This is a genomic window from Salinibacter ruber DSM 13855, assembly GCF_000013045.1.
Lineage (GTDB): Bacteria > Bacteroidota > Rhodothermia > Rhodothermales > Salinibacteraceae > Salinibacter > Salinibacter ruber.
The window spans coordinates 3526509-3551823 of sequence record NC_007677.1; the positions used below are offsets into that span (position 1 = coordinate 3526509).

Here is a 25315-nt window from a genome sequence, read left to right on the forward strand (position 1 = left end):
CCCGGCGGGGCCATGCACCCGCCCCCGCCGGGCTCCTCCTACTGGGTCATGGCGATGGTTTCGCCCGACTGGCCCTCCTGTTCGCCGGTTTGGATCTTCATCCCGGGCTCCAGCTCGCGGCTGACGGCACTATACGGCCCGGTGATGACCGTCTCGCCCCCCTCCAGGCCGGCCGTAATTTCCATGTACGTGTCGTCGGCGATGCCGGTGTTCACCTCCACCATCCGGGCCGAGTCGCCCTCCGCCACGAACACGACGCGGCGCAGGTCCTCCGCCGCCCCGTCGCCCTGTGCGGCCGCGCCGGACGCATCGCCGGAGCGGGTCTCGGCGAAGTCGCGCACGGTGACGGCCTGGATGGGCACGGCCACCGCCTCCTCTGCGGTCTCGGTGTAGATGTCGACCGCCCCACTCATGCCGGGGCGAATCACCGGTGAGCGTGCGCCCTCGCGCGGGACCTCGGGGCGCGCAATGGCGCCCTCGTCGCCGCTCGTAAGCCCGGTGTTGGGGTTGTCGAGCACCCGGATCGTGACGGGGAAATTGGTTACCTCGTTCTGGCTTCCCTCGTTCTGGATGCGGGCCGAGTTGGCGATCTCCGTGACGGCCCCCTGGAAGGAACGGTCGGGGTGCGCGTCGAACTCAATCGTGGCGGAGTCCCGCGACGCGACGTTCACCACGTCGCTCTCGTTGACGTCCACCTCCAGCTCCATCTGCCCGAGCCGCGACACGCGCATCATTTCGGTCCCGGCCCGCTGCTGGGTCCCCACCACGCGCTCGCCCTCCTCCACCTCGAGCCGCGTAAGCGTGCCCGACATGGGGGCATAGATGCGGGTCTTCTGGAGCTGCTCGCGGGCGTCCTGGAGGTCGGCCCGCGCGCTCTCGACCCGGAAGCGCGCCGCCTGCAGCTGCGCCACGGCCTGCTCGTACGTGGACTTGGCGTCCTCGAAGTCGCTCGCCGAGACGACCTCCTTCTCGTACAACTTCTTCTGTCGGTCGTAGGTGCGGCGGGCCTGCACCGAGTCGGCCCGGCGCTGGGCGAGGGTGGCCTTCGCCTCCGAGACGCCCGCCTCGGCCCGCTCCACGGCGGCCCGGTAATCGTCGGCCTTGAGGCGGGCGAGCAGGTCGCCCTGCTGCACCACGTCGCCCTCCTTTACGGGAAGCTCCACAATCTCCCCCGACACGTCGGGGCTGATCTCGACCTCCACCTCGGGCTGGGCGCGGCCGAAGGCCGTCACCACCTCGGTGATGGTGCGGCGCTCGGCCCGCTCCGACTCGACCTGCAGGCCGCGCTCACCGCCGCCAAACCACCCCAGTTGCCACCCGAGGCCCCCGGCAACGAGGAGGACGAGCAGCAGGCCGCCGCCCGCGTACAACATGCGATTCGAGGTGCTCTTCGAGGAGGCCATGGCTGAGAAGATCTCTGTTCTGTAGAGAGGCACGAAAAGAACGGTGGGGCTCTACGGCTCGGCCGGCGCGCCCAGGAGGGGCGCAGACGGGGAGAGCCGTCCCACATTGTAGTCGATGCGCTTCTGCTGGAAGAAGAGCTCGTATCGGGCCCGGACCTGCTGGCTGGCCGCATCGACGTAATCGCGAATCGCGTTCTGCAGCTCCACGATGTCGGCGGACCCGAGCTCGTAGCGCTCCTGGGCGGCCGTGCGGGCCCGCTCGGCGGCCCGAAGGCGCTTGTTCGCCGCCTCTAGCTGCTGCACCGCATTCCGGTAGTCGAGGTACGACTGCCGCACCTGCAGGGCAATCTCCTGGCGCTGGTCCTGGAGTGCGTACTCGGCGTCCTGCGCCTGCACCTGGGCCTGCTCCACTTGGTTGCTACGCTGGAGCCGGTCGAAGATGGGAATACTGATGGACAACGAGAGGCCGCCGCCCCGGTTTACGTCGAGCTGATTGGTGAAGTCATCGCTCGCGTTTCCCGCCACCCCCCTGCTCGACCAGTCCGTCCCGTAGCTTCCGCTCAGCGACAAGGTGGGGTAGTAGGCCGACCGCGCAGACCGGACGCCCTGCTCGGCCGCCCGCCGCTCGGCCTCCGCCACGCGCAGGTCCAGGCGCTTCTGGAACGCCTCGTCGATCAGGGCGGGCAGCTCCTGCCGGCTGGAGTCCAGGGTTGCCCCCTCCAAGTCGGGCACCCGAAAGTCGTAGGCCTCCCGGGGATTGAGCTGCAGGGTCTGGATGAGCCGGGTCTGGGTGACCTCCCGCTCGCGCTTCCCCTGCAGGAGCTGCTGCTCGGCGTCGGCCAGATCGGCCTCGGCGGTGAACAGGTCCGACTCAGGCCGGGAGCCCGCCTCCACGAACTGCTCAATCTGCCGGAGGCGCTGGCGCTGGGCCGTCACCTGTTCCCGGCGGACCCGCACGATCTCGCGGCTCTCGACCAGCGAGATGAACTGGTCCATCACGTCGAACACCACCTCCCGCCGCGTGCGCTTCAGGTTGGTCTGATCCGCCCCCGCCTGCTCGCGGGCCCCCCGGAGGGAGGAAATGTTCTCGAACCCGTTGAAGAGCGTGATGCTCGACCGGCCGCTCAGGTTGAAAAAGTCCGTCGACTGCGTGGTGAAATCGCCCGTCACCTGACTAAAGTTGCGCCCGACGCGCCGCGTGACGTCCGAATCGATACTCAGATTGGGCGCAAAGTCCATCCACTCGGACCGCACCTGAACGTTGGACTGCCGGGCCTGGGCCTGGGCCCGCTTGATGTTGGTGTTCTGGTCGAGGGCGGTGCGCACCGCCTCGTCGAACGTGACCTGCGTGGTGTCCTGCGGCGGCTGCATCTGCGCGGTCGCCGGGGCGGCCCCGAACACGAGGAGAACGGCGAGGAGGCTCAGCCCAGTCGAGACGGGACGGAAGAGGGGAAGTCGTCGCATGGAAACTGTCGAGAATGATGGGAGAACGCGAATGGTCGGCGCCGACCGCTACTCGTATCGGAGGGATTCAATCGGGTCGAGACGGGCGGCCTTGTAGGCCGGGTAGCCGCCGAAGACGATGGCCAGCAGGGTGACGCCCCCCACGGCAATGGCCGCCCACATCCACGGGAAGGAGGGGCTGATGTCCCAGTAGAGGGCCGCTAGGTTGCCGCCCAGCCCCCCCAGCACGATGCCGATCAGGCCCCCAATTTGGCACAGGATGATCGCCTCCAGCAGAAACTGGCCCAGGATGTTGCGCCACTTCGCCCCCACCGCCTTTCGGATGCCAATCTCTTTCGTTCGTTCGGTCACGGAGACGAGCATGATGTTCATGATGCCCACCCCGGCGGCCAGCAGGGAGATGAGCCCCACGAGCGCCCCGCCCGTCGTGAGCGTGCTCGTGAACTGGCCGAAGGTGCTCCGGAGGAAGTCGCTCGACTCGATGTTGAAGGTGCTCGGGGCCCCGGGCTCCACCTGCCGAATGACCCGCAACTGGCTTCGCACCTCGTCTTCCGCGGCCGTCAGTTGGCGGGGCGAGGCGGCCCGGATGCGCGTGTCGTCCATGTTGCGGCCGCCGCTTCCGTACGCCCCCGCAAGGTGCGTGAGGGGGGCGTACACCCGCGTGTTCGGGCTCCGAAACAGCCCCGCCTTCTCGGCCAGGACCCCCACCACCTCCAGCCGCACCCGCCCGATTCGCACCTGCTGGCCGAGTGGGCTGACGGCCGGGAAGAGCACGTCGGCCACGTCCGACCCGAGAAGGGCCACCGGGCGCCCCCCCTGCACGTCCTGCTCCACGAAGGGGCGCCCTGCCCGCATCTCGTAGCCGAAGTTGGACAGGAACGCCTCGTCGGTGCCGTAGAGCGACACGTTCGGGTTCGTCTCCTGCCGGTCCGACTGGGCCTTGACCCCGCCGTCGTACCGTTCGCTCACGCTGACCGTCAGGTCGGTGCCCACCCGTTCCTTGAGGCGCAGAACCTGGTCGTGCGTGATGGGCGGATGGTAGCGCCCGGGCCCGTCGCCGCCCCCGTAGTCGTACCGCTCCACCGAGAACGTCGACGCCCCGAAGCCCTGAATCGAGCTCTTGAAGTACTGGTCGATCACGTCCACGGCCGTCACGGCGGCGATGACCGCAAAGACCCCGATGACGATGCCGAGCAGGGTGAGGGCGGAGCGCAATTTGTTGGCCCGGAGCGCCTGAAGCGCCTCCCGGATTGTCTCGAATCCGCTCATGGAAACAGTGATCTCATTCGGAGAGTGCAGGGGCCCGCACGGCACGGGCCGCTACTCATATCGGAGCGCGTCGATGGGGTCGGCCGTGGCGGCCTGCCAGGCCGGCGCGATGCCGAATAGGATGCCCACCCCGACGCAGATGGCGAAGGCCAGTCCCACCGTCTGGGCCGGCAGGGAGGCGTTAAGCCCCAACGCGCTCACCCCCATCGTCCCGAGGGCGGAAAGCCCGAGCCCGAGCACGCCCCCGATCAGACACACAATGACGGCCTCGACGAGAAACTGGAACAGAATGGTGCGCCGCTTCGCCCCCACCGCCTTGCGGATGCCGATTTCTTTCGTGCGCTCCCGCACCGACACGAACATGATGTTCATTACCCCGATGCCCCCGACCACCAGCGCGAGCCCGGTCAGGAACAGCCCCACCCCGTAGATGGCGATTCGCACACTCGCGAAGCTGTCCATGACCTGCTGCTGGTCGTTGATCGCAAAATTGTTCTCCTCCCCCGGCCCCACCCCGCGGGCCGTCCGCACGATGCCGGTCAGTTCCTCCTCGGCCCGGTTCATCAAGGCCGAATTCCCGACCTTCGCCATGACGGTCACCCCCTCTCGGCGACTGACGCCAAAAACCTTGTCGTAGGTGCGAAACGGCATGAGAATGCGCTCGTCCGGCGACCCGGGCCCCCCGAACATGCTTTCTCCCTTCTTTGTCTGCACCCCCACGACCGTGCAGGGGACCCCTCCCATCTTGACTTCTTTCCCGAGCGGGGTGATGGCCGGAAAGAGCTCCTCGGCAATGGTGGCCCCGATCACGCAGACCTGTCGGCCCGCCCGTTCCTCGGCTTGGGTGTAGAATCGGCCCCGACGGAGCTCAACGTTTCGGATTCGCCCGTACTGGGGCGGCGACCCCATAACCTCGGCCTCAACCTCTCGCCCCCGGTAGGTCGTCTGTTGATCCGTGTCGATCATCGGCGCCGCGGCCTCGGCAAAGCGCGAGCGCTCCTGGATGGTCTCGGCCAGGGCCGGCTGAATGGCGGGGCGATTGCGCAGCCGCCACCATTCGCGATCGGCGTTTTGCCCCCACGGAAACTGGTCCACGTACAGCACGTCCGTGCCGAGCTGCGAGAGGGCCTTCTCAAATTCCTGGTCAAGCCCGTTGATGACGGTCGCCATCAGCGTCACCGCCGCAATGCCGATGATGACGCCGAGCGTGGTGAGCGTCGACCGCATCTTGTTGGCCCAGATGGCCTGCCCGGCAATGCGGACCCCCTCCACGACTTCGAAGACAAAACGGCGCATGGGCTCTCGCAAGCGTTCAACAAACACGAAACGGCATTTCCTCCTCTTTTTCGTCGGCTTTCTCCTCGGCCGCGCCCCCACCGGAAGGGGAGGAAGGCCGCCTGGCGCACCGGCTGCGGGCTGCTCTCGTCATGGTGCCCCCTCTCCAACACCAACGCCCCCCGCGTGATGCCCCCCTATCGACGAATCGCCCGGTTCGCCCGACGAATCGAAGCCACCGACCGACGAGCCGCAGGCGCCCCCCGACCGGCCTGGACCGTCTGCCGGAACTGCTCACGGCCGACCGCAAACTGCGCGTGCACGATCGGGCCGTCCCGGTCGATGGTTACGTCGTTGAGCATCCCCCGCAGGCCGTCGGTCTCCGCGTCGTCCCCGGACAGCCGGAGCGCCGCCATCACGCCCTTGGACACGTCCACGACGTTGGCGGCACTGGTCTCGTCCTGCATCGTGAGGTACGCCTCCCCCTCCATCGACTCGGCGCTCAGGGTGATCGAGACGGCCTGCTCGCGCACCTGACGCCGCAGTCGCTCAAACCGACTGTCGTCCGGGGCCTCGAAGGACGAGGGGTCGTCGATCCCCAGCGTGCGGTCGGCCCAGGCCCCAAGCATTCGCTGGAGCCCGGCCTCGTTGGGATCAGACGCCCCCTCTGTCGTGTCGCCCCGTTCCGCCGTGGAGTCGCGGAGCGCAGTCTGCAGGACGTCGCGTCCCACGAGCCACGCCGTGCTGCCGTGGCCCACCCGCTCCACGAGCGTCATATACGACTCGTTGCCCCGGAGGCCGGTCGCCGCGTTCCGGTGTCGGTCCACCATGGCCTCAACGCGCCCGGCGTCCGGGGCCGCGGCGATCACCCCGTCGCGCACAAACCCCATCGTGAGGGTGTCGGAGGCGGAGGCCTCGTCCGTTTGGGTCCCCGAGACGAGGTGGTAGACGGGGACCTCCCGGTAGGTCGTTGCGCGGCCCGCCTCCGGCACGCGGTCCAGGTACCGGTCCATCTGAGACGGCGTCAGGTCCGCAAACACCACTGCACTGAACGACTGGCCGCGGCCGCCCGCCCCGTATACTGCCTTCAGGTCCGTCTCCGGCGCCATGCCCGTCGCGTCCAGGAACGCCCCCAGGCGGGTGCCTTCTGCCTGCTGAAGCTGCTCTTGCAGATCCATCTCCGTCCACACCCCAAGCTGCCCGGTCGCCGCTTCCAGGTCAACCATGCCGGCGAAGCGGGGCGCCTCCGGAAGGAGGGCCGTCGCCTGCCGCGTCTGCGTGGGAATGCGGTCGGTGAGGCTCATGTAGGGCTCGCAGCCGGCGAGTCCCACGGCGGCGACGAGCAGGAGAAGCCCCCAGAACGGTGGGCGACGGGCAGTCATGACGGCCTGGATCATTCAGGAGACAAGAGCGGCACACGCGGCAGCGTCGTGTCGTGCGCCTCTCCCGTATGCTTTCTGCCCGTCCGTGATGCCCGTCCTGCGACGAACCGGCCGTGTGGTGCGACGAATGCCCGAGCAGCGGAGATCGATGGGGCCGCTTCTCGCATTCCGCCTCTGCCCCCCGGCCGGCTCCCTCCCGCATTCGGGCCGCCCGTTCTTCTGCGATGCGGGACGGGCGCCCCGCGACGAGACTACGTCAGACGAGACTACGTCATGGTGATGTGCTTCCGGAGGCGGTCCTCCGAAATGGAAAGCTGGCCTTCGTCATTCACTTTCTCGTACAGCGTTTCGGAGCACACCCGGGTGCTCATCTCCTCACACCAGCAGGCAAACTCGTACCCGACGGCCCCGTGGTCGTCCCCGAACGCCTCAAACTTGGCCGTCCGCAGGCTCTCCTCCGGGGACGTGCCGACGCCCCAGACGATGCCGGTCGTTCCGTCGAACGTGACCCAGTAGGCCGGCGTGGCGACGCGCTCGAACCCGTCGAGCTTCGCCCCGAAGGCCGCGTCTCCTCGTTCGACCTCTCTGAATTCCGCGTCGGAGGAATCCCAGACCAGGTCCTTGGGGGCCACCCGTCCGTCCGTCTTTTCGACGTATCCGTTGGGGAGGCGTTCGGAGTGCGTGGCGTGGGAATCGGCCATGGCGTGTGCGTTTGACCTAAGCGGAACGGTGTGCAGTGCGAGCGGGCGTCGTGAGGTAGTGCCCTACTTGGAACCGCACCGCCGGCCTTCGCTGGTGATTCGCCCCAAGCGTCTCGTCCGCCCGCAGGCGCCCCTTTCCCACTACTTCGTTACGAGGACCGTGGCCCCGGGGGCTTCAGCCGCCCGCCAGGAACTCCTGCTCCAGATCCCGAAGCTCACCGAGCACCGTCTCGCGGTCGTCCGAATTGTCCAGGTCCACCGTGCGGAGGTTCGTCGAGGCCGTGTGCACGTCGAGGGCCGTTCCGTTCTCCGCCGTTACGATGAGCCCGAGCCGCAGTGCCGACTTGGCGTCGGCCGGGGCCTGCGCCTGCCGCACCCGCATCTCGCGGAGGGCGTCGTCGAGGGCCCGGAAGAGCCGCCGCGCCTCGGTTCCGTGCACCGAGGTCGGCAGGGCGGTATCCGTCAGGTCAAGTGGGGATCGGTCCGACCCTTCCACGGGGTGGGAGGACCGGCGGCCGACCACGGCAAGATGCGCGTTCATGGGAGTGTAGACGATAGGCGGGTTCTGGCGAATGGCGACGGGCGTTCTCTTCTAGCCCGTGGCGTCGAGCAGCGCGTCGATGTTGTCGCTGTAGCCGCGACTCGTCTTCAGGGGCGTGCCGTTCGCCATGCGGAGCTGGTAGGTGCCGTGGTCGAGGGGACGCAGTTCGTCGATGTGCTCCACGTTTACGATGTAGGAGCGATGTACGCGCAGGAACTGATCGGGATCGAGCTGCTCCTCGAGCTTCTTCATCGTCTTCCGGACCAGGTGGGCGTCGTCCCCGTCGTGCAGGGCGACGTAATCGCCCTCGGACTCGATCCACTGCACGTCCTCGGCGTCCACGAAATAGATGCGGTCCCGGCTCCGGATCGTGAAGCGCTCGATGCCGCCCGTCTCCCCCGCATCCGCATACTCCCGAAGCACCCCCCGGAGCTGCTCATTCAGCGTGTCCGCCTCCACCTGGCGGAGCTGCTGACGCGCCCGCTCCATGGCCTCCTCGAAGCGGTCCTCCTCGATCGGCTTGAGCAGGTAGTCCAGCGCGTGGGCCTCGAAGGCGTCGAGCGCGTACTGGTCGTAGGCCGTTACGAAAATGGTGAGCGGCATCGCCTCCACCCCCACCTCGCGCACGACCTCCAGCCCGCTCATTTCGGGCATCTGCACGTCGAGAAACACGAGGTCGGGCGCCTGCGCCTCGATCTGACGCACCGCCTCGTCCCCGTCGGTCGCCTCCCCGAGGATGGTCACGTCGTCGAGGGGCTCCACAAGCTGACGCACCCCGGTGCGGGCAAGCGGCTCGTCGTCAACGATGAGGGCACGAATGGGCATGGGTCTGTGTGTTGTGGCGTCTGAGCGGTACGAGCGTGGAGGGGCGCGTGCACGAGTAGAAGAGTAGACTGGTAGATACGCGTCGTCCGGTCCCGCGCGAGCTCGGTGCGGGCCCGGGGCTATGCGCTTGGGGCCGGGGCCGCAGGGGCCTCCCGCTGCTTCTCGGACGGGAACAGCGTGTCCCGCGGACTGCACGGAATCCGGATTGTCACGCGCGCCCCACCGTCCGGGGCGGGGCCGAGTTCGAGGGCGTGCGCTTCGCCGTAGAGCGTGTCGAGCCGCCGTTTCGTCGTGGAGAGGCCCACGCCCTCGCTCTCGTCCAGAAGGACCTCCGGGGGGTCCGAGAAGCCCGGCCCGCTGTCGGCCACCGTGAGCTCGACGCCCTTCTGGCCGTGCGTGGTGGCGGGACGGGCGGTCACGCGCACCGTTCCGGGCTCGGCGTGGGGCGCGATGCCGTGGCGGACGGCGTTCTCCACCAGGGGCTGGAGCAACAGGTAAGGCACCGCCACCTCACTCACGGCCGGATCGACGTCAATTTCGGTCCGCAGTCGGTCCTCGAAGCGGATCTCCTCGATCTCCAGGTAGCGCTCCACCAGGTCGATCTCTTCCCGCAGCGGGACCGTCTGCACGTCCACCCCCTGAAAGGTGGCGCGCAGCATGTCGCTCAGCAGGCGAAGCGTGCGGCCCGCCTTCGCCGTCTCGCCCCCCCGCACGAGGACGGTGATTGCGTTTAGCGTATTGAACAAAAAGTGCGGGTTCACCTGCATACGCAGTGCCTGCAGTTGGGCCTGCGCCAGCTCGGCCTGCAGGGCCTGGGCCTGGGCCTCCTGCTCCCGGGAGCGGGCAAAGTGCTCGTACGCGAAGCACAGCGCCGCCACGATGAAGTACGTAAAATAGTCGGCGATCAGGCGCCGCACGAGAAAGACGGCAAGCTGCCACCCGCCGATGCCGTAGGGGTCGATCGCCCGGAAGTCGAACGACGTCGTGAAGTTGGGGTAGATGCCCTCGCGGGTAAGCGTGGCGACGGCAAAGATGCCCCGTTCGATGGCCACGTGGACGACGGCGATGGGCACCCCAATTGCCAGCATCCACCCCACGCCGTGCTTCAGGCCGGCCCGCACGTCGGCCCAGCGGAAGAGCGCGAGCACCACGGGCACGAGCAGGACCCAGAGGTGCAGGCGCGTCCAGAGCCCGACGGCGAACGTGAAGAACGCAAACGGCACGCGCCCCCACAGTTGTGGGCCGGGGGTCGCCCGGAACCACTCGACGAGCCAGGGCCCGGCCCCTTCGATGAGGAGGAGGGCCCCCAGAAGCGCCACGGTGCCGTACTGCAGGTAGCGCCGCGTGAACCGGCGAAGGGCGGACAGCTCCGAGGCGGCCGGCGCGGCCATGGCGGATCCCGGCGGGTGAGCAGCGTCTGGAGATGGGCCTGTGCTCCGGGAGCGACCTCGCCCGCGGTTCGGCCCTGCAGATGGAAGGGCCCCTGATGCATGCAGACCAAGGAGCGGAGGGGGAGGGATTCGAACCCCCGGGGCCTCGCGGCCCGCCGGTTTTCAAGACCGGTGCATTCGACCAGGCTCTGCCACCCCTCCGAGGACGCGTGGTTGCGCTTGTGCTTTCACATGGGCCTCGGGGGACGGTTTCAATCGGGGCTTGAATTGGGCGTGGGGACACGGATGCCGCGTGGAGCACGGCCGTCTGGGCACTTCACGACAGGGCCTTGCTACTCGAGACGAAGGAGCCACGCCCCCGACGGCAGCATCTCCGCCCGCTCCCTGAGGACCTGCTGGGCCGCCTCCGTCCCCTCAAACGGCCCGATTACCACCCGGTGCCGCCGTACGCCCCGATCGCTCTCGGCCCCGCGCACCTCCACACGCAGCGGCTCCGGAAGCCGTTCGCGATACCGGCGGGCCACAGGTGCCGCCTGCCCTTCCTCGCTCATGGAGGCGACGACGATCCCCCACCGCTCCTGCGCGGACGTGTCGGCCGGAGGGACAGCCGGGGGACCCGTCCCCGAGGAATCGGCGGAATTCTGTGCCGCTGCGGCCGCCCCGCTCGTGTCCGCCCCGGCGGGCCGGGCCACCCGGACCGTCACCGTTCGGGTGTCGTCTCCGTCCGGGTTGGACACCCGGAGCCGTGCGGTGTACGTGCCCGGGGTCTCGTAGGTGTGGGTGGGAGACGCCGCCTCCGCGCTTGCGCCGTCCCCAAACCGCCACTCGTACGCAATCGGATTGCCTCCCGTGGCCGCCGCACTAAACTGCACCGCCGCCCCCGCGGCCGCCGGCTCCGGTGTGGCGCGGGCCGTCGCAATCTGAGGGGGCTCCGGGGGCGGCTCGGCCACGACGGCCGTGGACGCCTCCGCCGTTCCGGCCCTGTTGCGGGCCGAGAAGGAGACGACGTACCGCCCGGGCCGGTCGTAGGCATGCGTCGCCGTTCGCCCGGTCGCGGTCGCGCCATCGCCGAAGTCCCACTGGTAGTCCAGGGGCCGGTCGGCCGCCTCCTCGTTGACGGTCGCCGCGAACGTCACCGACGTGCCGGTGTCCAGCGTATCCGGCCCCTCCAGTCGGATGATCCGCGGCGGGGTCGGGGCCGTGAGGTGTACCTTCAGCCCGATTCCGAGAAGCTGACCGGTCACGTCGAACCGGGTCCCGGCGTCGGATCCGTCCACGGCCCCACTCGGAACGGTCAGGTTGACACGCGACTCCACGTAGAGCGAGGCCGCCCGCCCCAGCCGGATGTCCACGCCGCCGCCCACGGAGGGGCCGGCTCCGATGCGCGTTGGAGGACGGTCCCCCCCGAGCGTGGCGTGCACCCCCAGGTCCACGTACGGGGCGACGGCCCCGCCCCCCATCGTGTAGCGCCCTAGCACGCGCGGGGTGTAGCGGTACGAGTCCGAAATGCCTTCGATCTCGGGGTATACCTCCACAGGGTAGTTGCCCCCTTGTATCCCGATCCCCAGGGCCCAGTGCGGCGAAAACTGGTACCCCACCTCCCCAACGAAGACGAACGGAGGGCCTGCCCCTCGCGTGAACTTTCCGCCCCCAAATGGATGCGTCGGGCGCCACGACGACAGGTCGCTCGTAAAATCAGAGAGCCCACCCCCGAGCCTGCCGTAGAACATATCGTCCGCCCGCTGGGATTGGGCGTGTGCGGACGGTAGGAGGACGCCAAACAACAGCCCCACGAGGAGCACCGCCCCCCCTGCCGACAGCACGAGTGTGCGCACAGAACGAAGAGCAACCATGAAGCCAGTTTGGAAATCAGTAGGCTAAAAGCAGAGGCCGCCGGATGTCCCTCATGATCCACATCGTCGTCTGCGCGCCGCCCCGCACAGATCACCTTGAGTGGCTTGACACTGAGGCGTGGACAATCAGAGCAAAGATCTTGCCTCTCCGTTCAACAACCGCTGCCGGCCAATCATCCGCAGTCACAGGACACCCCGACCAGGTCCACATCTGCCCTCTCGTGAGGGCGTAGCACAGGGCCCGATGACGTTGATCATATATCTTCCGTTTGACCAACGAATCACTCAAAACGAGTATTCCTCACTGTTGCCTCAATATTATCTACGTATTGCCAAATTATAAACCACATTGAACGATAACATTATTCTTCGCTGTAATAAATCAAAATAGTCCAATCGTCACAAACGCGTCCTTCGTCTCTCCTTCCTTGGGGAAGGCGTATTGCACTCATTCGACCTCGCCTTGCCCATGCTACGGTATTCTGCACTGCTTCTGGGCGTTCTGCTCGGTGCGCTTTGCTTTTCTCCCACCAGCAGCGCGCAGGACCCCGCTACCGTCCGCGGTGTCGTCACCGATTCCACCGGCGCGCCCCTTCCGGGGGCAAACGTGCGCGTCCAGGGAACTCAGACCGGCGTCTCTGCCGACGCGGACGGGGCCTACGAACTTGCCGCCGTCCGGCCTGGCCGCCGGACAATCGTCTTTTCGTTCGTCGGCTTCGAGAAGGTGTCCCGCACCCTCGAACTCTCTGCCGGCGACACCCGGACGCTCGACATCACGCTGGGCACCGGGACGGTTGGCCTGGAAAACGTCGTGGTAACAGCCCTCGGGGTGGACCGCGAGGAGCGCTCGCTCGGCTATTCCGTGGAACGGGTGTCGGGAAGCGACGTGGCCGAGGCGCCGGAGCCCAACGTCATGAACAACCTGTCCGGGAAGGTCGCGGGCCTGAACGTCACGGGCGGATCCGGCGGCCTGGCCAGCACCCCACGCGTCACCATCCGCGGGGAGTCCTCCCTGGCCGGCTCCAACCGACCCCTCATCGTTGTCGACGGCATCCCGATCGACAACACACCCAACACCCAGGGGTCCGACGCGCAGACCACGCAGGTGGACTTCGGCAACGGCCTCAGCCAGATTAACGCTCAGAACATCTCGGAGATGAGCGTGCTGAAGGGCCCGAGCGCCGCCGCCCTGTACGGCTCGCGGGCGGCAGACGGGGTTATACTCATCGAGACGAAGGACGGCTCGGAGACGGACGGCATTGGGGCGACGGTTCGCACCAGTGTGACGGCCAGCCGCCCCCTCCGGCTGCCGGACTACCAGAACGAGTACAGCTACGGAAATGGAGGCGAATTCGCCTACGTCGACGGCACGAACGCCCCCGGATGGAACTGGGGCGTCCGCATGGACGAAGGGGTCGAACGACCGCAGTGGCAGGGCCCCCGCAACGAGGCAGGCAATTTGGTCCCGACCGAGGTGACCTCTGCGCCCAACAAGGTCCGCAACTTCTTCAACACCGGCACCAACGTCAGCACAGACGTGGCCGTGCGGGGCGGGGGTGAGAACAGCTCGTTCCGAGCCTCCCTCTCTCGAAGCGACCGGACCGGCATCGTCCCCAACACCAACCTCGACCGCACCAGCACGTCCCTGTCGGCCAGCTACGACGTCACCGATGCCCTGACCGTCGACGCCAACGCGAACTACGCGAACACGACGAGCGACAACCTGCCCAGCTCGGGGTACGGATCGGAGTCGATTATGTACTACTTCACCTGGGGCGCCCGCCACGTGGAGAACGATCTTCTGAAAGACTACTGGCAGGAGGAGGGGACCCAGCAGGCGCACTACGACCGCAACTGGACGAACAACCCCTACTTCCAGGTCAACGAGAACACCAACGGTCTTGAGCGGGACCGCCTCTACGGGGGCGTCTCCGCCCGGTACGAGTTTACCGACAACTTAAACCTCCGGGCCCGGACGGGACTCGACTACAGCAATCAGGGGACGAAGCAGCGGAAAGCGTTCAGCTCGATTACCGCCCCCAACGGGTGGCTCCAAGAGGCAGACCGGACGTTCACGGAATGGAATTCCAACCTGCTGCTCAACTACACCCGCGAAGTGGGCGACTTCACGTTTGAGCCCTCAGTGGGGGCCAACTTCATGCGGCAGACCCGCCGCAACGTGCAGCTGACGGCCCAGGCCCTGAGCGTTCCCGACGTTTATAACATCGGAAACGCTCGTTCCAACGTGCAGGCTGACGAGCGAGACGAGGCACAGGAGATTCTCGGGGTGTTCGCCTCCGGCACGGTAAGCTACCAGGACATGCTCTTCCTGGATCTCACCGGCCGCAACGACTGGTCGAGTACGCTGCCGCTGGACAACAATTCGTACTTCTACCCTTCGGCCTCGCTCAGCGTAATCGTCTCGGATCTCGTGGAGGTGCCGGAGTTTCTTCCCCTCTCGTTCGCCAAGGTGCGAGCCAGTTGGGCCCAGGTTGGAAACGACACCGACCCGTTTCGCCTCACCAACACCTACACCTTCGGGGACGCGTGGGGCAGCACGCAGACGGTGGTGTCGGAGGCGGATCTGGCCAACGCCAACCTTCAGCCCGAAATCACGTCCTCCTACGAGGTCGGGACCAACCTTCGGTTCTATGACGGCCGTGCTCAGCTCGACGTCACGTACTACCGGAGCACTACGCGCGACCAGATCCTGAGCGTACCGCTCGCCCAGTCGACCGGGTACAACAGCCGCCTCGTCAACGCCGGAGAAATTCGCAACACCGGGGTGGAGACGCGCCTCCAACTCAGCCCCATTCAGGATTGGAGCGGCTTCGGATGGGACGTGTCCCTAAATTGGACGCGGAATCGAAGCACGGTCGTGGAACTGGCGGACGGCATCGATACCTTCGTGCTCGGGGAGGGGCCCTTCGGGGGCTCCGCTCAGGCCCGAGAAGGCGGCCGGATGGGCGACATATACGGCCGGGTCTTCGACCGGGTGGAGGACCCCAGCAGCCCTCACACCGGAGAAATCATCTACGAGGACGGACTGCCCCAGCTGACTGACGATGTCGAGAAGGTGGGCAATTACAACCACGACTGGCGGGGCGGCATCGGCAGTACGTTCAGCTACGAGAACCTGCAGTTGAACGTCCTCTTCGATGTCCGAAAAGGCGGGCTCCTCTACTCCAACACCCACGCCACCGGCATTGAGGGCGGCTCGCTGGAGGGCACCACTCGTGCCCGCAACGAGACGGTCGTGGGCGACGGGGTCGTCCAGAACGACGACGGGACGTACTCGGAAAACACCGAGGAGGCTGCCTACGTCACCTGGCTCCGCACCTACTACGATCGCCCGAACGTCGAGTCCAACTCCTTCGACGCCACCTACGTGAAGCTGCGGGAGTTGTCCCTCCGCTACAACTTCACCCCCGACTGGCTCACACGAGCCGGCGTGCAGAACGTCGGCGTGTCCGTGACGGGCCGCAATCTGTTCCTCTGGACCGACGTGCCACACGTCGACCCCGAGACGACAATCTCCGGGGGGGACGGACAGATTCCGGGCTTCGAGGTGCAGCAGATTCCGTCCACCCGCTCCTTCGGAATGAACGTGCAGCTCGACTTCTAACCTCCGACCACCTCCGGTCCCTCCTTACAGCCTCTCAACGTCGTATACGCTCCCATGCGGTCTCTCCACTTTCCCTCGTCCCTTCGCGCTCCTTCTTTTCTGGCCCTCCTGGCGATATTCGCTGTGGCTGTGGCCAGCACGGGCTGCGACAGTCGATTCGAAGACGTAAACGACAACCCGAACGAGCCCAAAGAAGTGACGCCCAACCTTCTGCTTCCAGACATCATCCGGGGCTCGGTCAACACCTCCGTGAATACGGCCCATACCACCGGCAACCTGGTGCTTCAGTACACCGCCAAGGTGTCGTTCGCCACCGAGATTGACCGGTACAACTGGGCCGGGGTCGGCTACTGGCAGCCCCTGTACGGCGACCTTCGAAACGTAGAAGACATGATCCAGATCGCCCAGGAACGAGACCAGCCCCAGTACGAAGGGGTCGGGCTCGTGCTCAAGTCCTGGATTTTCTCGATGCTCACCAATGCGTACGGGGACGTGCCCTATTCCGAGTCGGTGGCGGTCCAGGAAGGCATTGAGACACCGAAATACGACCGACAGGAGGCCATTTACCGGGGCATGCTTGCCGACCTTCGGCGGGCAAACGAGCTGCTCACGCCGGGCAGCGGCTCCATCCAGGGCGATATCCTGTACGACGGCGACCTGATGAAGTGGAAGAAGCTCGCCAACTCCCTGCGGCTGCGCCTCCTGATGCGACTCTCCGAGAAAGACATTTCGCTCAACCTGGACGGGGGCGACGTGCCCGTGTCCCAGGCCTTCCAATCCATCACCAGCGCCCCGGACGCGGCGCCCGTCTTCACGTCCAACGACGACAACGCGGCGCTGGAGTACCTCGACTCGCGCCCGAACGAGTGGCCCCGCCACACGTCACGGATCGGGACGTTCCGGACCTTCAGGCTGAGCGAGACGCTCACCGACACCCTGAAGCACTTCGACGACCCGCGTCTGTCGGTCTTCGGCGATCCGACCGCCGCCTCCGTCGAGGATGGGAGCCCCAAGTTTGTGGGGGTACCGAACGGGTTAACCAACGATGCGTCCGACGGCTTTAACGGGGGGCGTGACTTCCAGTCCGGCCTCAATTTCACTCGCTACTACGACGAGCCGGACGCCGCGAAAGGGCTCATCATGACCTACGCGGAGGTCCTGTTCCTGAAGGCCGAGGCGGCCGAGCGGGGTTGGATTTCGTCGGACGCCCAGACGCACTACCGCGAGGCCGTCAAGGCGTCTTTTGAGCAGTACGGGCAGTCGACGCCACCCGGATACTTCGGGCAAGCGGGCGTCTCGTACCCGACCAACAACTCGGCACAGGCCCGGGAGCGGATCGGAACGCAGAAATGGATCGCGCTCTTTTACACCGGCCTGGAGGGGTGGTTCAACTGGCGGCGCACGGGCATTCCGGACATCGATCCGTCCGTTGACAACGTCAACGGCGACGAAATTCCGGTTCGGTTCCGCTACCCCGAGAGCGAACAGTCGTTGAACGCCGACAACTACCAGGCGGCACTCGACCGCCAGGGCCCCAACAGCATCAATACCGAGATGTGGCTCCTTGAGTAGCGCATCCCTCCTCGGTACTCCTGTTTTCCAACCCATTGGCTCCATGCCCTCGGTTCGCCCGCTCCGGCCCGATCTCGTGCTCGCGCTCCTCGCGGCCCTCGCGTTCTCCTCGCTGGGGACGATGGGGGCCTGGGCCCAGGAGACCCCCGCGCCTCAGCGCGACCGGCCGGATTCGCTGACGGTAATGACGTACAACGTGCTCTACGCCACACCCGACACCGGCACCGTCCGCGCCATCGAAGCGGTCGACCCGGACGTGGTGGCGCTGCAAGAAATCAGCGAGCCTCGGCTCCGCCACATTGCCGACGAACTGGACTACTACTTTCACCACAGCGACGAGCACGAGGCGAATGAGGAGGACACCGGCCTGCTCAGTCGGTATCCCATCTCCCGCCCCACACGGTACGGGGCCCTCTTGTACCTGACGGTCGACGATCCCATCCGCATCGCCAACGTCCACCTGAGCCCGTATCCCTATGAGCCCTACGCCCTCCGGGACGACGAGATGACGCCGCGGGAGGCGGTGGCCCAGGCCCGGAAGACCCGATCCCCTGAAATCAAGCCGGTGCTCGACGCGCTGTCAAAGTCTGTACAGGAGGACGTGCCGACGTTTCTGATGGGGGACTTCAACGAGCCCTCGCACCTCGACTGGACCCCTGCGGCCGCCGAGGCCGGCCTCCATCTCGGCCTCGAAGTGCCGTGGCCCACCTCCCGTGCGGTCACCGAACGCGGCTTTCGGGACGCATTCCGCGTGGCCCACCCGGATGAAGTGAAGCGTCCCGGATACACCTGGACGACCCTTACCGGAGATCCGGACGAGGTGCACGACCGCATCGACTTCATCTACGTGGCGGGCGCGTCGGTGAGCGTCGAGACGGCCTACACGGTCGGCCTGCGCGACGCGTCCCCGACGGACCGCTCGGTTTCGGGGTATCCGTCGGACCATCGGAGCGTGGTCACGACGGTGTCCCTGGCCCCGTCGCCGTCCGACCCGTGACTTGGCCTCCGTCCTATCTCAAGTCTCACCACCGTGATGGGCAGAGGCGATAGCGGGTCCCCTTTGTTGGAAACAACACAGTGCCGGTTAGACCACGAGAATGGCCGCGATGAGCATCGCGGAGACCGCGGCGAGCATGAAGTCGTCGAAGTTGGACGCGTCGTGGAGACGGGTTTCGCGAGCGTGGGTCATGGTGGACGGAGGCACTGAGTCAGAGCGAATGAGCGAGTGAGGCGCTCAGAGTAGGACCGTTTGGGCGGCCCCCGCCTCCTCGCGTGGGTCTGACCGGATCACACGATGCATGGATTCGGCCTCTCCGATGGACCGGTGGATCTGTGCGACGAGCGGAATGGACCGGACGAGAAATCACTGCTCCCACCCCCCAAGACCGGGGGAATCGTTTTAGGTCCTTTACGCCCGAGGGTTGACGCCCCGGGGGTCGATTTTCTTATCTTAAAAAGCGTTATGTTGAGCGATACGAACTGGCCTGCCTCATCTTTTACAGGGGCGGGCCTTTTCTATCCCCGTTCTCTGCTCTCCCCCCGCAAAAACGCGAGTATACGCCCATGAGCCTCGAAGTGGGCATGGTCGGCGCCGGGGCCGGGGCGGCGGCGGCGACGTACGCCCTTTGCACCGCCCGCCCCGACGTCGAGGTCACGGTCTTTGAGAAGTCGCGGGGCCTGTGTGGCCGCGCCGCTGCCCGACGCCGGGACGGGACGGTCTACGAGTACGGCGCGAATTACCTCAAGGACGCTGGGGGCCGCGTCAGCTCTCTGATTGCCGATACGTTCGACACGGGGCTCGTAGAGGTGAACGGTCCCATCTGGACCTTCGACGCCGACGGCACTGTCTCAGAGGGGCGCGACGGGGACGCGCGGCGGTGGACGTACGAAGACGGAATCACGCGCCTGGCCAAGCATCTCTTCGGCGCAACCGGCGCGGCGATCAGGCGCGGGACGCGGATCGCGGCCCTCCACCCCGACGACGGCTGGCACCTCACGACGATGGACGGCAGCACGCACGGGCCGTTCGACGCGCTTCTCCTGAATCCGCCCGCGCCGCAGACGGCAGGGCTCCTGGACGAGACCGGGATTGACGCCGTGGATCGCCTCGGCGAGGCGGCCGGCGCGGTGGAGTACCGAACGGTCTGGACCGCCGTCCTCGGGTACGACTTCGAGGTCGACGTGCCCTACTACGCACTGGTCAACGCCGACAAGGACCACGAGGTCGGCTGGATCGGGCGCGAAGAGTGCAAGCCCGGACACGTGCCGGAGGGCAGATCGGTCCTCGTCGTGCAGGCGAGCCCTGCGTGGTCAACAAAGCGGTACGACGCCCCCCCAGAGGACAACGTTGCGGACCTCGCCCGACACGCCGCGGCCATCATTGGCGACGGGCGCCTCACCGCCCCCGACTGGACGGACCACCAAGGCTGGCGGTACGCACTGCCTGACGACGGCCTCCGGGAGGACCCGCGGCGAGGAGCCGCCCACGAAGGCGTGTACGTGACGGGCGACTGGGTGGCAGGGGCGGCGCGCCTCCACGCCGCAATCCGAAGCGGCCTGGAGACGGGCGAGCAGATGGCGTCCACCCTGGCCGATGAATGACCCGGCCCGCAACGACTGCGACGAGGGGTGGGGTTATGCTTCTACCTCTTCCCCGTCGAGCACGTCGACCGGGCGCACGTCCCACAGAAGCATCGTCTCGATGTCGACGTAGTCCTCCTCTACGGCCTCCTCTTCGTCGCCGTAGTCGTCGACGAACTTGTAGTCCCCATAGGTGGAGCGCTGGAAGGGGGGAAGACGATGCCACTCCGTTCCCTCCCGATCGACGAAATGATCCGGGAACGGGCTTTCGACCTCGTAGCTGGGGTGGTAGGAATGGTACGTCTTGCGCGCCTCGTGGATGGCGGCGCGGCGGGCCCCCGCCTTCGTTCGGCTCTCCCCCTCGACGCTGAACGGAGAAATTTCGATCTTGGCCGTGATGAAGCCGTCGTCGTTCTCGTAGTAGGTCGGCCGCATCACTTCGAAATCACTCGGCTCGGGATATGCACTACTTTCGTCGGCCATGGGGAGGAGACAAGTCCAAATGAAGGGTACGCGTGACGGCGATCTGCGGAGCCACCGCCGAATATCATCTACATTACGACCGGCCCCCAGAGAGGATTCCGTAAGGGCCGGGACAGCCGTTGCTCTCGTCCAGAATTCGCACAGGTCCACCGGCGCTGATCGCCTGGATATCGTTTTGCTGTTATTGACAGCAGCTCTGGGGATCGGTCTCCCAGCGACCTGTGGACGGGAATGTGGATAACTTCTTCCGAAGGTCCCCCGCCGCTTGGGACGAAAACAATAACAGATTTAGAGCCCGGCATGCCCCCCGAAAAACCCGTTTCTGCGACGCGAAACGGACTTCCGTTATTTATAAAGTAGCGACCCAGGCGTGGATAAGTTGTGGATAACGGAGGGCCCCGCCCTCAGCGCTCTCCTCCGACGAGCATTCAGCACTCATCCGGAGGCCCGTTATTTCTACCGTTTGCGATCGGTCTCTGTCGTCTCGCTCCGGGCCGGAAGGTCGGGGGTTCTTTTACACCAACGAAAGGGGATTGGCACTCGGGCACCGGACGTTATACTTACGCCGTTTCAGCTGTCTATGAATTCCGCTCTTGGCCCCCGAAAGGGACGCTGAAGAGCAGGGGGCCGCCATTTTTGACCTACGCAGATTTTGCCATGTCTGCGACCCTTCTCCTGACGGCATTTCTTCTATCCGTCACGCCCGGTCACGCCCAGACCGCAGTCTCCGATTCCGTCACCCTTTCGGCCGAGTCGGCCCGGGCCCTCCAGACGGCCCTCGGTGATGTCCAGAGGGCGCTTGAGTCGCAGGCTCAAGACACGTCGGAGACCTCATCTCCACGCACTGGGATGGACCGCACCCAGGTCATCAACGTGCTCTTTTTGGTGCTTGCCCTCTCCCTCGTATTCGAATCGGCCATGTCCGTGCTCTTCGACTGGCGCCTGTTCATTCGCTACTTCGAGGGCCGTGGCGTGAAGACCCCTCTCATCATCACGGTTGCCTTTCTGGTGTTTCTGAACTACGACCTCGACATCGTCGCCGAGCTTCTGAGGGGCTTTCCGGAGATTCAGGCGCAGAACATCGGGCGCCCGACCCTTCCGGGCCAACTCCTCACGGCCCTCCTCATCGCAGGGGGCAGCGGAGGGGTCTTTCGGATTTTCACCCGTCTTGGCATTCGGAGTCCCGAAGAGCGGGACCGGAAGGCCCGCAACGAGCGAGCCTCGATGAAGGAGGGGACAGAAAAGCCGTCCTCCGATGCAGACTCATAGCACATCGTCTCTCCCCTTTGGCACTCATGCCACACCCCGCGTCCCGCCCGCACAACCGTCTCCTGGCACTCGTCCCCCCCGCGGGAAGAACGGCTCTTTTGGGCCTTCTGCTACTGGCCGCCACGGCCTGTGGGCCCACCATCTCCGAATTTAACGCCCGGGCGTACGAGCAGGCCACCTCGCTCAAGGTGGAGGCCCTAGCCCTGATGGATAAGGCCACCGCGCCCTATGCGGAGCATGCCGACGCCGTTCAACACCTAAAAACCGAGTTGGAGAAGGCCTACGAGTTTGCGAAGGGACGCCCCGAGAACGAGATCTCAGCCCGGCAGTGGCGCATCCTTATCGATCCCGACCGGGATCTTCTAGGGGGGTTTCTGGCCGACTGGGAGGAGCAATCCGCATTCTCGGCGACGTTTGTTGAGGAAAAGAAGACTCAGATCGCTCGCGCCTTCGACACCATCATCGAGCTGGAGAGCGGCAAGAAGAAGCCCGACGAGGTCCGCAACAGCCCGTAGCGCGGCCCCGCACCGTGCGCCCGCACCCTCTCATCAATCCAGTCTCTGGACTGATGCCCGACGTTGACGCGTTTCTCGACGCCCTCAGAGACGAGGTCACCGACCTGGCCCGGACGCACCTCCAGGAAATGCAAGAGGCTGCCCTCGAGGATGGTGAAGCGTTCCTGAACCAGACGCAGGACGACCTGAAACGATGGGGGCGCCTGCTGGAGCAGGGGGAGCTCTCCCGGGAAGAGTTTGAGTCGCTCGTTCGGGGTCAGAAGGACGTGGCCGAGATGGAGGCACTCAAACAGGCGGGGCTCGCCGCCGTCCGGGCCGAGCAGTTTCGGGACGCGTTGATCGACCGAATCGTCGGCACTGCTAGCCGGATTCTTCTGTAGGTCCCACCAAGGCCCCACCAACGTCTTTCGGCGGCGGCCCGCTCATCTGAACCGCCCCGGACTCGTGTGGCGACACGAGCCCCCGCCCCACCACGAGACGCCCCAACCCAGGCATCCGTTCTCGCAACGGCCCGGTCCTTCTCAACGTTGTTCGCTCGAACAATTTTCGGCACCAGGGTTTGTAGACTGTGCCCACGGGGGTGAACGTACGTCGAAGCGATCACGTCGCTATGTCTTCCCCCCCGTCCCGTCGCCTTTTTTGAAAAAAGCCCTTCCATTCATGAGCGATCCAGTATCCGGCATCCACCATGTCACCGCCTACGCGCACGACCCGCAGGAAAACCTTGACTTCTACACGGGCGTCTTGGGGCTTCGCCTGGTTAAGCAGACGGTCCTCTTCAACAACCCCTCGGAGGCATTCCAGGGACCGACGATGTATCACTTCTACTACGCCGACGAGACGGGCACGCCGGGGACCGTTCTCACCTTCAAACCCCATCACAGCATCCAGAAGGGGCAGGTGGGACGGGGACAGGCCACGGCCACGGCCTTTACGATTCCGGAGGGGGCCGTGGACTACTGGGTGGATCGGCTCGACGCGGCCGACGAAGCCACCCTGTATCCCGTGACGGAGCGCTTCGGGCGGACCGTGATCCAGTTTCAAGACCACGACGATCAGCCCCTGGAGCTCATCACGGGAACATCCGACATTGAGCCGTGGGCCGACGGCCCTGTGCCCGCCGAGCACGCGGTGCGCGGGTTTCACGGGGTCACCATTCACCCCCACAATGGCCAACTGACCACGGAGGTCCTCGAGCTGATGGGGTACGAGCAGGTGGACCACGAGCCAACCCCCCAGAACGGCGATTGGACCCGATTCCGGGTGCCCGGCCCCGACCATGCCCAGTTCATCGACCTCTACAACGAGCCCAACATGCACGAGGGGCAATGGGGCTACGGCACGGTCCACCACGTGGCGTTCCGGGTGTCGGACGACGAGCATCAGCGGGCCATTCGCCAGCGGCTCCGCGACGCCGGCCACGACGTGACCACGATGAAGGACCGCAACTACTTCCACTCTCTCTACTTCCGCGACCCGAACGGCGTCAACTTCGAAATCGCAACGGACCCGCCCGGCTTCCTCCACGACGAGTCCGTTGACGAGCTCGGCACCACGTTGATGCTGCCCCCGTTCCTGCAGGACCGACGGGACGAGGTAGAGGCCCAGCTCGCCGATATTTCGGTGTAGCGACGTCCCGTTCAAACGTCTCGGTCCCCACCACCGCGCCCGCGGCCCCCGAACAACAGTGAGGTCGTGGGCGCTTTCGTTTTGGATGATTTGTGCCGGAGCGACGAGCTGGGGGCGCGTGTCCCCCAAAACATCGCGACGCTTCCCTAATTCAACCGGGTCACGCGCTCGTTCTACGAGAGAGCGGTTCAGAGCGAGGCCTCGTTCACTTTCCTGCCCAACTTCTTCGCTTCATCATGGAAGACATGGAAGGCCCCACCCCCGAGTTCATCGCGGCCACCTCGATTGCCCAGCTCACGCCGCTTCTGTTCGACGCGGCCGAGGATGTAGATCAGCTCGGCGAACAGCCGGAGCACGTGGCCGTGGCGGAGGAGACCGTCCGCGCGTTCTTGAAGGGCAAGGAACCCGACCTCGATCGGTCGGTCGCGACGGTGACCCGCGTGGAGGACGGCGTAGAGATTGAGTACGAGGGGCGCACCGTCACGATTACGTACGACGAGTAGGTCGCGGCGCGGCCACCGCCACGACGGCGGAGCAGCGTGGGACGGGGCTGCTCCGCCAGGACGGCCGAACGGATCCCCCCAGTGCCCTATCCTTCTCGCGTTTCCACCGTCCCGATGGTGTATCCCTCAATCTCGCTCGTACGGAACCGGAAGACCGACCCCCCCAGGTTGATGGCCTCCGCGCCGGTCATGACTTCCTGAACGGACACGTGCACGAACGTCCCGTCGTCGGACGCACCCACCTCGTCGAGCATGGCGGAGATTGAATCGCCCATGGCCTGCACGGCCTCGTCGTCCTCGGCCTGCTCTTGCGCCATTTCTACCATCCGGGTCGTGTCCGCCTCAAAGGTGTCTCGCGCCACGATGTGCCCGGTCACCATGTTTCCGCTGACCACCAGCGTAACCGGACAGGCGGCCTGCTCTTCCGTTGCCTTCTTGCTGAGTGCTTTAATGCCTGGATCGCTCATCAAACCGTCGGGGTTGCTCGAAAACGTATGCGAACCCGGCACCGAGTGCCGGAGACTGTAGAACGCAATGTATGGATGGGCCGGGGACGAGGACAACTGCGTCCGGACAATCTCGTGTTGAATATTCTCCGTCGGCGGGGCCGCCGGCCCGGGAGGGCCCGCGCCGCCTCGGTTCTTGACGTTGCCGCGGGCGATGATTATCGTTCGTACTCCCGAATTGTCTCACGACCGTCTAGCGGTCCACAGCGGCGGTGTCGCAACGTCGCTGTGCGCGTTTCCAGCGGGGCCCGTGTCGGCCCGCAGTAGGCCCGTTCCGATGAGGGCAAAGCGAGGCGTTCCCGGTTTGGGCGGCGCGGCACGGAGTGAGCCTTGACCGTCGTCTTTGGGGCCCTCTCGGCATCCTTCTGGGGCCCTAAAACATTCGTTTTGGAGGGCCGCCCCCGGGTCGGCCTCGGAACCGGCTGTTTGGGGCCGCACACGGCCCGAGGGGCCTAGCACCACCTTTTCTCGTCTTCGTCTCCGATCACCCTGGCGAGCCCCCCTGCTCGCGAGACTGAGCTTGGCCTGG

Annotated in this window: 21 protein-coding genes and 1 tRNA gene; 9 read left to right on the plus strand and 13 right to left on the minus strand. The window is 66.0% G+C overall.

The window, feature by feature from the left end:
- Positions 1–38: 38 nt before the first annotated feature.
- The 11 genes from SRU_RS14910 to SRU_RS14960 all read right to left on the minus strand — a co-directional run bounded on the left by SRU_RS14910 (position 39) and on the right by SRU_RS14960 (position 12104).
- Positions 39–1403 (minus strand): efflux RND transporter periplasmic adaptor subunit, encoded by a 1365-nt coding sequence (locus SRU_RS14910; protein ID WP_112905095.1) that lies wholly within the window; start codon positions 1401–1403, stop codon positions 39–41.
- A gap of 51 nt (positions 1404–1454) precedes the next feature.
- Positions 1455–2867, minus strand: a complete 1413-nt coding sequence (locus tag SRU_RS14915; protein WP_011405552.1) for a TolC family protein — start codon at positions 2865–2867, stop codon at positions 1455–1457.
- Positions 2868–2915: 48 nt separating this feature from the next.
- Positions 2916–4136 carry an ABC transporter permease gene (locus tag SRU_RS14920; protein ID WP_011405553.1) on the minus strand — a complete coding sequence of 407 codons (1221 nt, stop codon included), beginning with the start codon at positions 4134–4136 and terminating at the stop codon, positions 2916–2918.
- Positions 4137–4187: 51 nt separating this feature from the next.
- Positions 4188–5432, minus strand: coding sequence for an ABC transporter permease (locus tag SRU_RS14925; RefSeq protein ID WP_011405554.1), 1245 nt, complete (start codon positions 5430–5432; stop codon positions 4188–4190).
- A gap of 176 nt (positions 5433–5608) precedes the next feature.
- Positions 5609–6793, minus strand: a complete 1185-nt coding sequence (locus SRU_RS14930; protein ID WP_162713415.1) for a hypothetical protein — start codon at positions 6791–6793, stop codon at positions 5609–5611.
- A 266-nt stretch (positions 6794–7059) separates the two neighbouring features.
- On the minus strand, positions 7060–7494 hold the full coding sequence (locus SRU_RS14935; protein ID WP_103015447.1) for a hypothetical protein: 435 nt from the start codon (positions 7492–7494) through the stop codon (positions 7060–7062).
- Between the two features lie 175 nt (positions 7495–7669).
- Positions 7670–8035: a hypothetical protein gene (locus tag SRU_RS14940; protein WP_011405556.1), complete on the minus strand. Its 366-nt coding sequence runs from the start codon at positions 8033–8035 to the stop codon at positions 7670–7672.
- A gap of 51 nt (positions 8036–8086) precedes the next feature.
- Complete coding sequence (locus tag SRU_RS14945) at positions 8087–8860, minus strand: LytR/AlgR family response regulator transcription factor (RefSeq protein WP_013062977.1); 774 nt, start codon at positions 8858–8860, stop codon at positions 8087–8089.
- A gap of 119 nt (positions 8861–8979) precedes the next feature.
- Positions 8980–10251 (minus strand): sensor histidine kinase, encoded by a 1272-nt coding sequence (locus SRU_RS14950; RefSeq protein WP_011405558.1) that lies wholly within the window; start codon positions 10249–10251, stop codon positions 8980–8982.
- A gap of 114 nt (positions 10252–10365) precedes the next feature.
- Positions 10366–10452, minus strand: a tRNA-Ser gene (locus tag SRU_RS14955).
- A gap of 131 nt (positions 10453–10583) precedes the next feature.
- Positions 10584–12104: a PKD domain-containing protein gene (locus SRU_RS14960; RefSeq protein ID WP_011405559.1), complete on the minus strand. Its 1521-nt coding sequence runs from the start codon at positions 12102–12104 to the stop codon at positions 10584–10586.
- 469 nt (positions 12105–12573) lie between these two features.
- On the opposite strand from SRU_RS14960, the gene SRU_RS14965 reads away from it, so the two are divergent.
- The 4 genes from SRU_RS14965 to SRU_RS14980 all read left to right on the plus strand — a co-directional run bounded on the left by SRU_RS14965 (position 12574) and on the right by SRU_RS14980 (position 19902).
- Complete coding sequence (locus SRU_RS14965; RefSeq protein ID WP_011405560.1) at positions 12574–15729, plus strand: SusC/RagA family TonB-linked outer membrane protein; 3156 nt, start codon at positions 12574–12576, stop codon at positions 15727–15729.
- A gap of 123 nt (positions 15730–15852) precedes the next feature.
- On the plus strand, positions 15853–17301 hold the full coding sequence (locus SRU_RS14970; protein ID WP_237701791.1) for a SusD/RagB family nutrient-binding outer membrane lipoprotein: 1449 nt from the start codon (positions 15853–15855) through the stop codon (positions 17299–17301).
- A gap of 43 nt (positions 17302–17344) precedes the next feature.
- Positions 17345–18298, plus strand: a complete 954-nt coding sequence (locus SRU_RS14975; protein ID WP_112905099.1) for an endonuclease/exonuclease/phosphatase family protein — start codon at positions 17345–17347, stop codon at positions 18296–18298.
- A gap of 566 nt (positions 18299–18864) precedes the next feature.
- On the plus strand, positions 18865–19902 hold the full coding sequence (locus tag SRU_RS14980) for an NAD(P)/FAD-dependent oxidoreductase (protein WP_011405564.1): 1038 nt from the start codon (positions 18865–18867) through the stop codon (positions 19900–19902).
- 33 nt (positions 19903–19935) lie between these two features.
- Here the strand turns inward: SRU_RS14980 and SRU_RS14985 are convergent, their stop codons facing one another.
- Positions 19936–20364: a hypothetical protein gene (locus tag SRU_RS14985; protein WP_013062984.1), complete on the minus strand. Its 429-nt coding sequence runs from the start codon at positions 20362–20364 to the stop codon at positions 19936–19938.
- A 657-nt stretch (positions 20365–21021) separates the two neighbouring features.
- Between SRU_RS14985 and SRU_RS14990 the strand changes: the two genes are divergently transcribed.
- The 5 genes from SRU_RS14990 to SRU_RS15010 all read left to right on the plus strand — a co-directional run bounded on the left by SRU_RS14990 (position 21022) and on the right by SRU_RS15010 (position 24280).
- Positions 21022–21633: a hypothetical protein gene (locus SRU_RS14990; protein ID WP_237701792.1), complete on the plus strand. Its 612-nt coding sequence runs from the start codon at positions 21022–21024 to the stop codon at positions 21631–21633.
- Positions 21634–21731: 98 nt separating this feature from the next.
- The gene (locus tag SRU_RS14995) at positions 21732–22148 is read left to right on the plus strand and encodes a hypothetical protein (RefSeq protein ID WP_231847229.1); all 417 of its coding nucleotides are present in this window, start codon (positions 21732–21734) and stop codon (positions 22146–22148) included.
- Positions 22149–22201: 53 nt separating this feature from the next.
- A complete protein-coding gene (locus tag SRU_RS15000; protein ID WP_103015439.1) occupies positions 22202–22528 on the plus strand; it encodes a hypothetical protein in 327 nt (108 codons plus the stop codon).
- Between the two features lie 280 nt (positions 22529–22808).
- Positions 22809–23777, plus strand: coding sequence for a ring-cleaving dioxygenase (locus SRU_RS15005; protein ID WP_013062987.1), 969 nt, complete (start codon positions 22809–22811; stop codon positions 23775–23777).
- Positions 23778–24013: 236 nt separating this feature from the next.
- A complete protein-coding gene (locus SRU_RS15010; protein WP_013062988.1) occupies positions 24014–24280 on the plus strand; it encodes a hypothetical protein in 267 nt (88 codons plus the stop codon).
- A gap of 86 nt (positions 24281–24366) precedes the next feature.
- Here SRU_RS15010 and SRU_RS15015 read toward each other — a convergent pair whose 3' ends face one another.
- Positions 24367–24747: a hypothetical protein gene (locus SRU_RS15015; protein ID WP_231847230.1), complete on the minus strand. Its 381-nt coding sequence runs from the start codon at positions 24745–24747 to the stop codon at positions 24367–24369.
- Positions 24748–25315 lie beyond the last annotated feature (568 nt).

Coding starts and splice junctions, on each gene's coding strand:
- SRU_RS14910 (WP_112905095.1), bottom strand. CDS start 1,403: ATGGCCTCCTCGAAGAGCACCTCGAATCGCATGTTGTACGCGGGCGGC.
- SRU_RS14915 (WP_011405552.1), bottom strand. CDS start 2,867: ATGCGACGACTTCCCCTCTTCCGTCCCGTCTCGACTGGGCTGAGCCTC.
- SRU_RS14920 (WP_011405553.1), bottom strand. CDS start 4,136: ATGAGCGGATTCGAGACAATCCGGGAGGCGCTTCAGGCGCTCCGGGCC.
- SRU_RS14925 (WP_011405554.1), bottom strand. CDS start 5,432: ATGCGCCGTTTTGTCTTCGAAGTCGTGGAGGGGGTCCGCATTGCCGGG.
- SRU_RS14930 (WP_162713415.1), bottom strand. CDS start 6,793: ATGACTGCCCGTCGCCCACCGTTCTGGGGGCTTCTCCTGCTCGTCGCC.
- SRU_RS14935 (WP_103015447.1), bottom strand. CDS start 7,494: ATGGCCGATTCCCACGCCACGCACTCCGAACGCCTCCCCAACGGATAC.
- SRU_RS14940 (WP_011405556.1), bottom strand. CDS start 8,035: ATGAACGCGCATCTTGCCGTGGTCGGCCGCCGGTCCTCCCACCCCGTG.
- SRU_RS14945 (WP_013062977.1), bottom strand. CDS start 8,860: ATGCCCATTCGTGCCCTCATCGTTGACGACGAGCCGCTTGCCCGCACC.
- SRU_RS14950 (WP_011405558.1), bottom strand. CDS start 10,251: ATGGCCGCGCCGGCCGCCTCGGAGCTGTCCGCCCTTCGCCGGTTCACG.
- SRU_RS14960 (WP_011405559.1), bottom strand. CDS start 12,104: ATGGTTGCTCTTCGTTCTGTGCGCACACTCGTGCTGTCGGCAGGGGGG.
- SRU_RS14965 (WP_011405560.1), top strand. CDS start 12,574: ATGCTACGGTATTCTGCACTGCTTCTGGGCGTTCTGCTCGGTGCGCTT.
- SRU_RS14975 (WP_112905099.1), top strand. CDS start 17,345: ATGCCCTCGGTTCGCCCGCTCCGGCCCGATCTCGTGCTCGCGCTCCTC.
- SRU_RS14980 (WP_011405564.1), top strand. CDS start 18,865: ATGAGCCTCGAAGTGGGCATGGTCGGCGCCGGGGCCGGGGCGGCGGCG.
- SRU_RS14985 (WP_013062984.1), bottom strand. CDS start 20,364: ATGGCCGACGAAAGTAGTGCATATCCCGAGCCGAGTGATTTCGAAGTG.
- SRU_RS14990 (WP_237701792.1), top strand. CDS start 21,022: ATGTCTGCGACCCTTCTCCTGACGGCATTTCTTCTATCCGTCACGCCC.
- SRU_RS15000 (WP_103015439.1), top strand. CDS start 22,202: ATGCCCGACGTTGACGCGTTTCTCGACGCCCTCAGAGACGAGGTCACC.
- SRU_RS15005 (WP_013062987.1), top strand. CDS start 22,809: ATGAGCGATCCAGTATCCGGCATCCACCATGTCACCGCCTACGCGCAC.
- SRU_RS15010 (WP_013062988.1), top strand. CDS start 24,014: ATGGAAGACATGGAAGGCCCCACCCCCGAGTTCATCGCGGCCACCTCG.
- SRU_RS15015 (WP_231847230.1), bottom strand. CDS start 24,747: ATGAGCGATCCAGGCATTAAAGCACTCAGCAAGAAGGCAACGGAAGAG.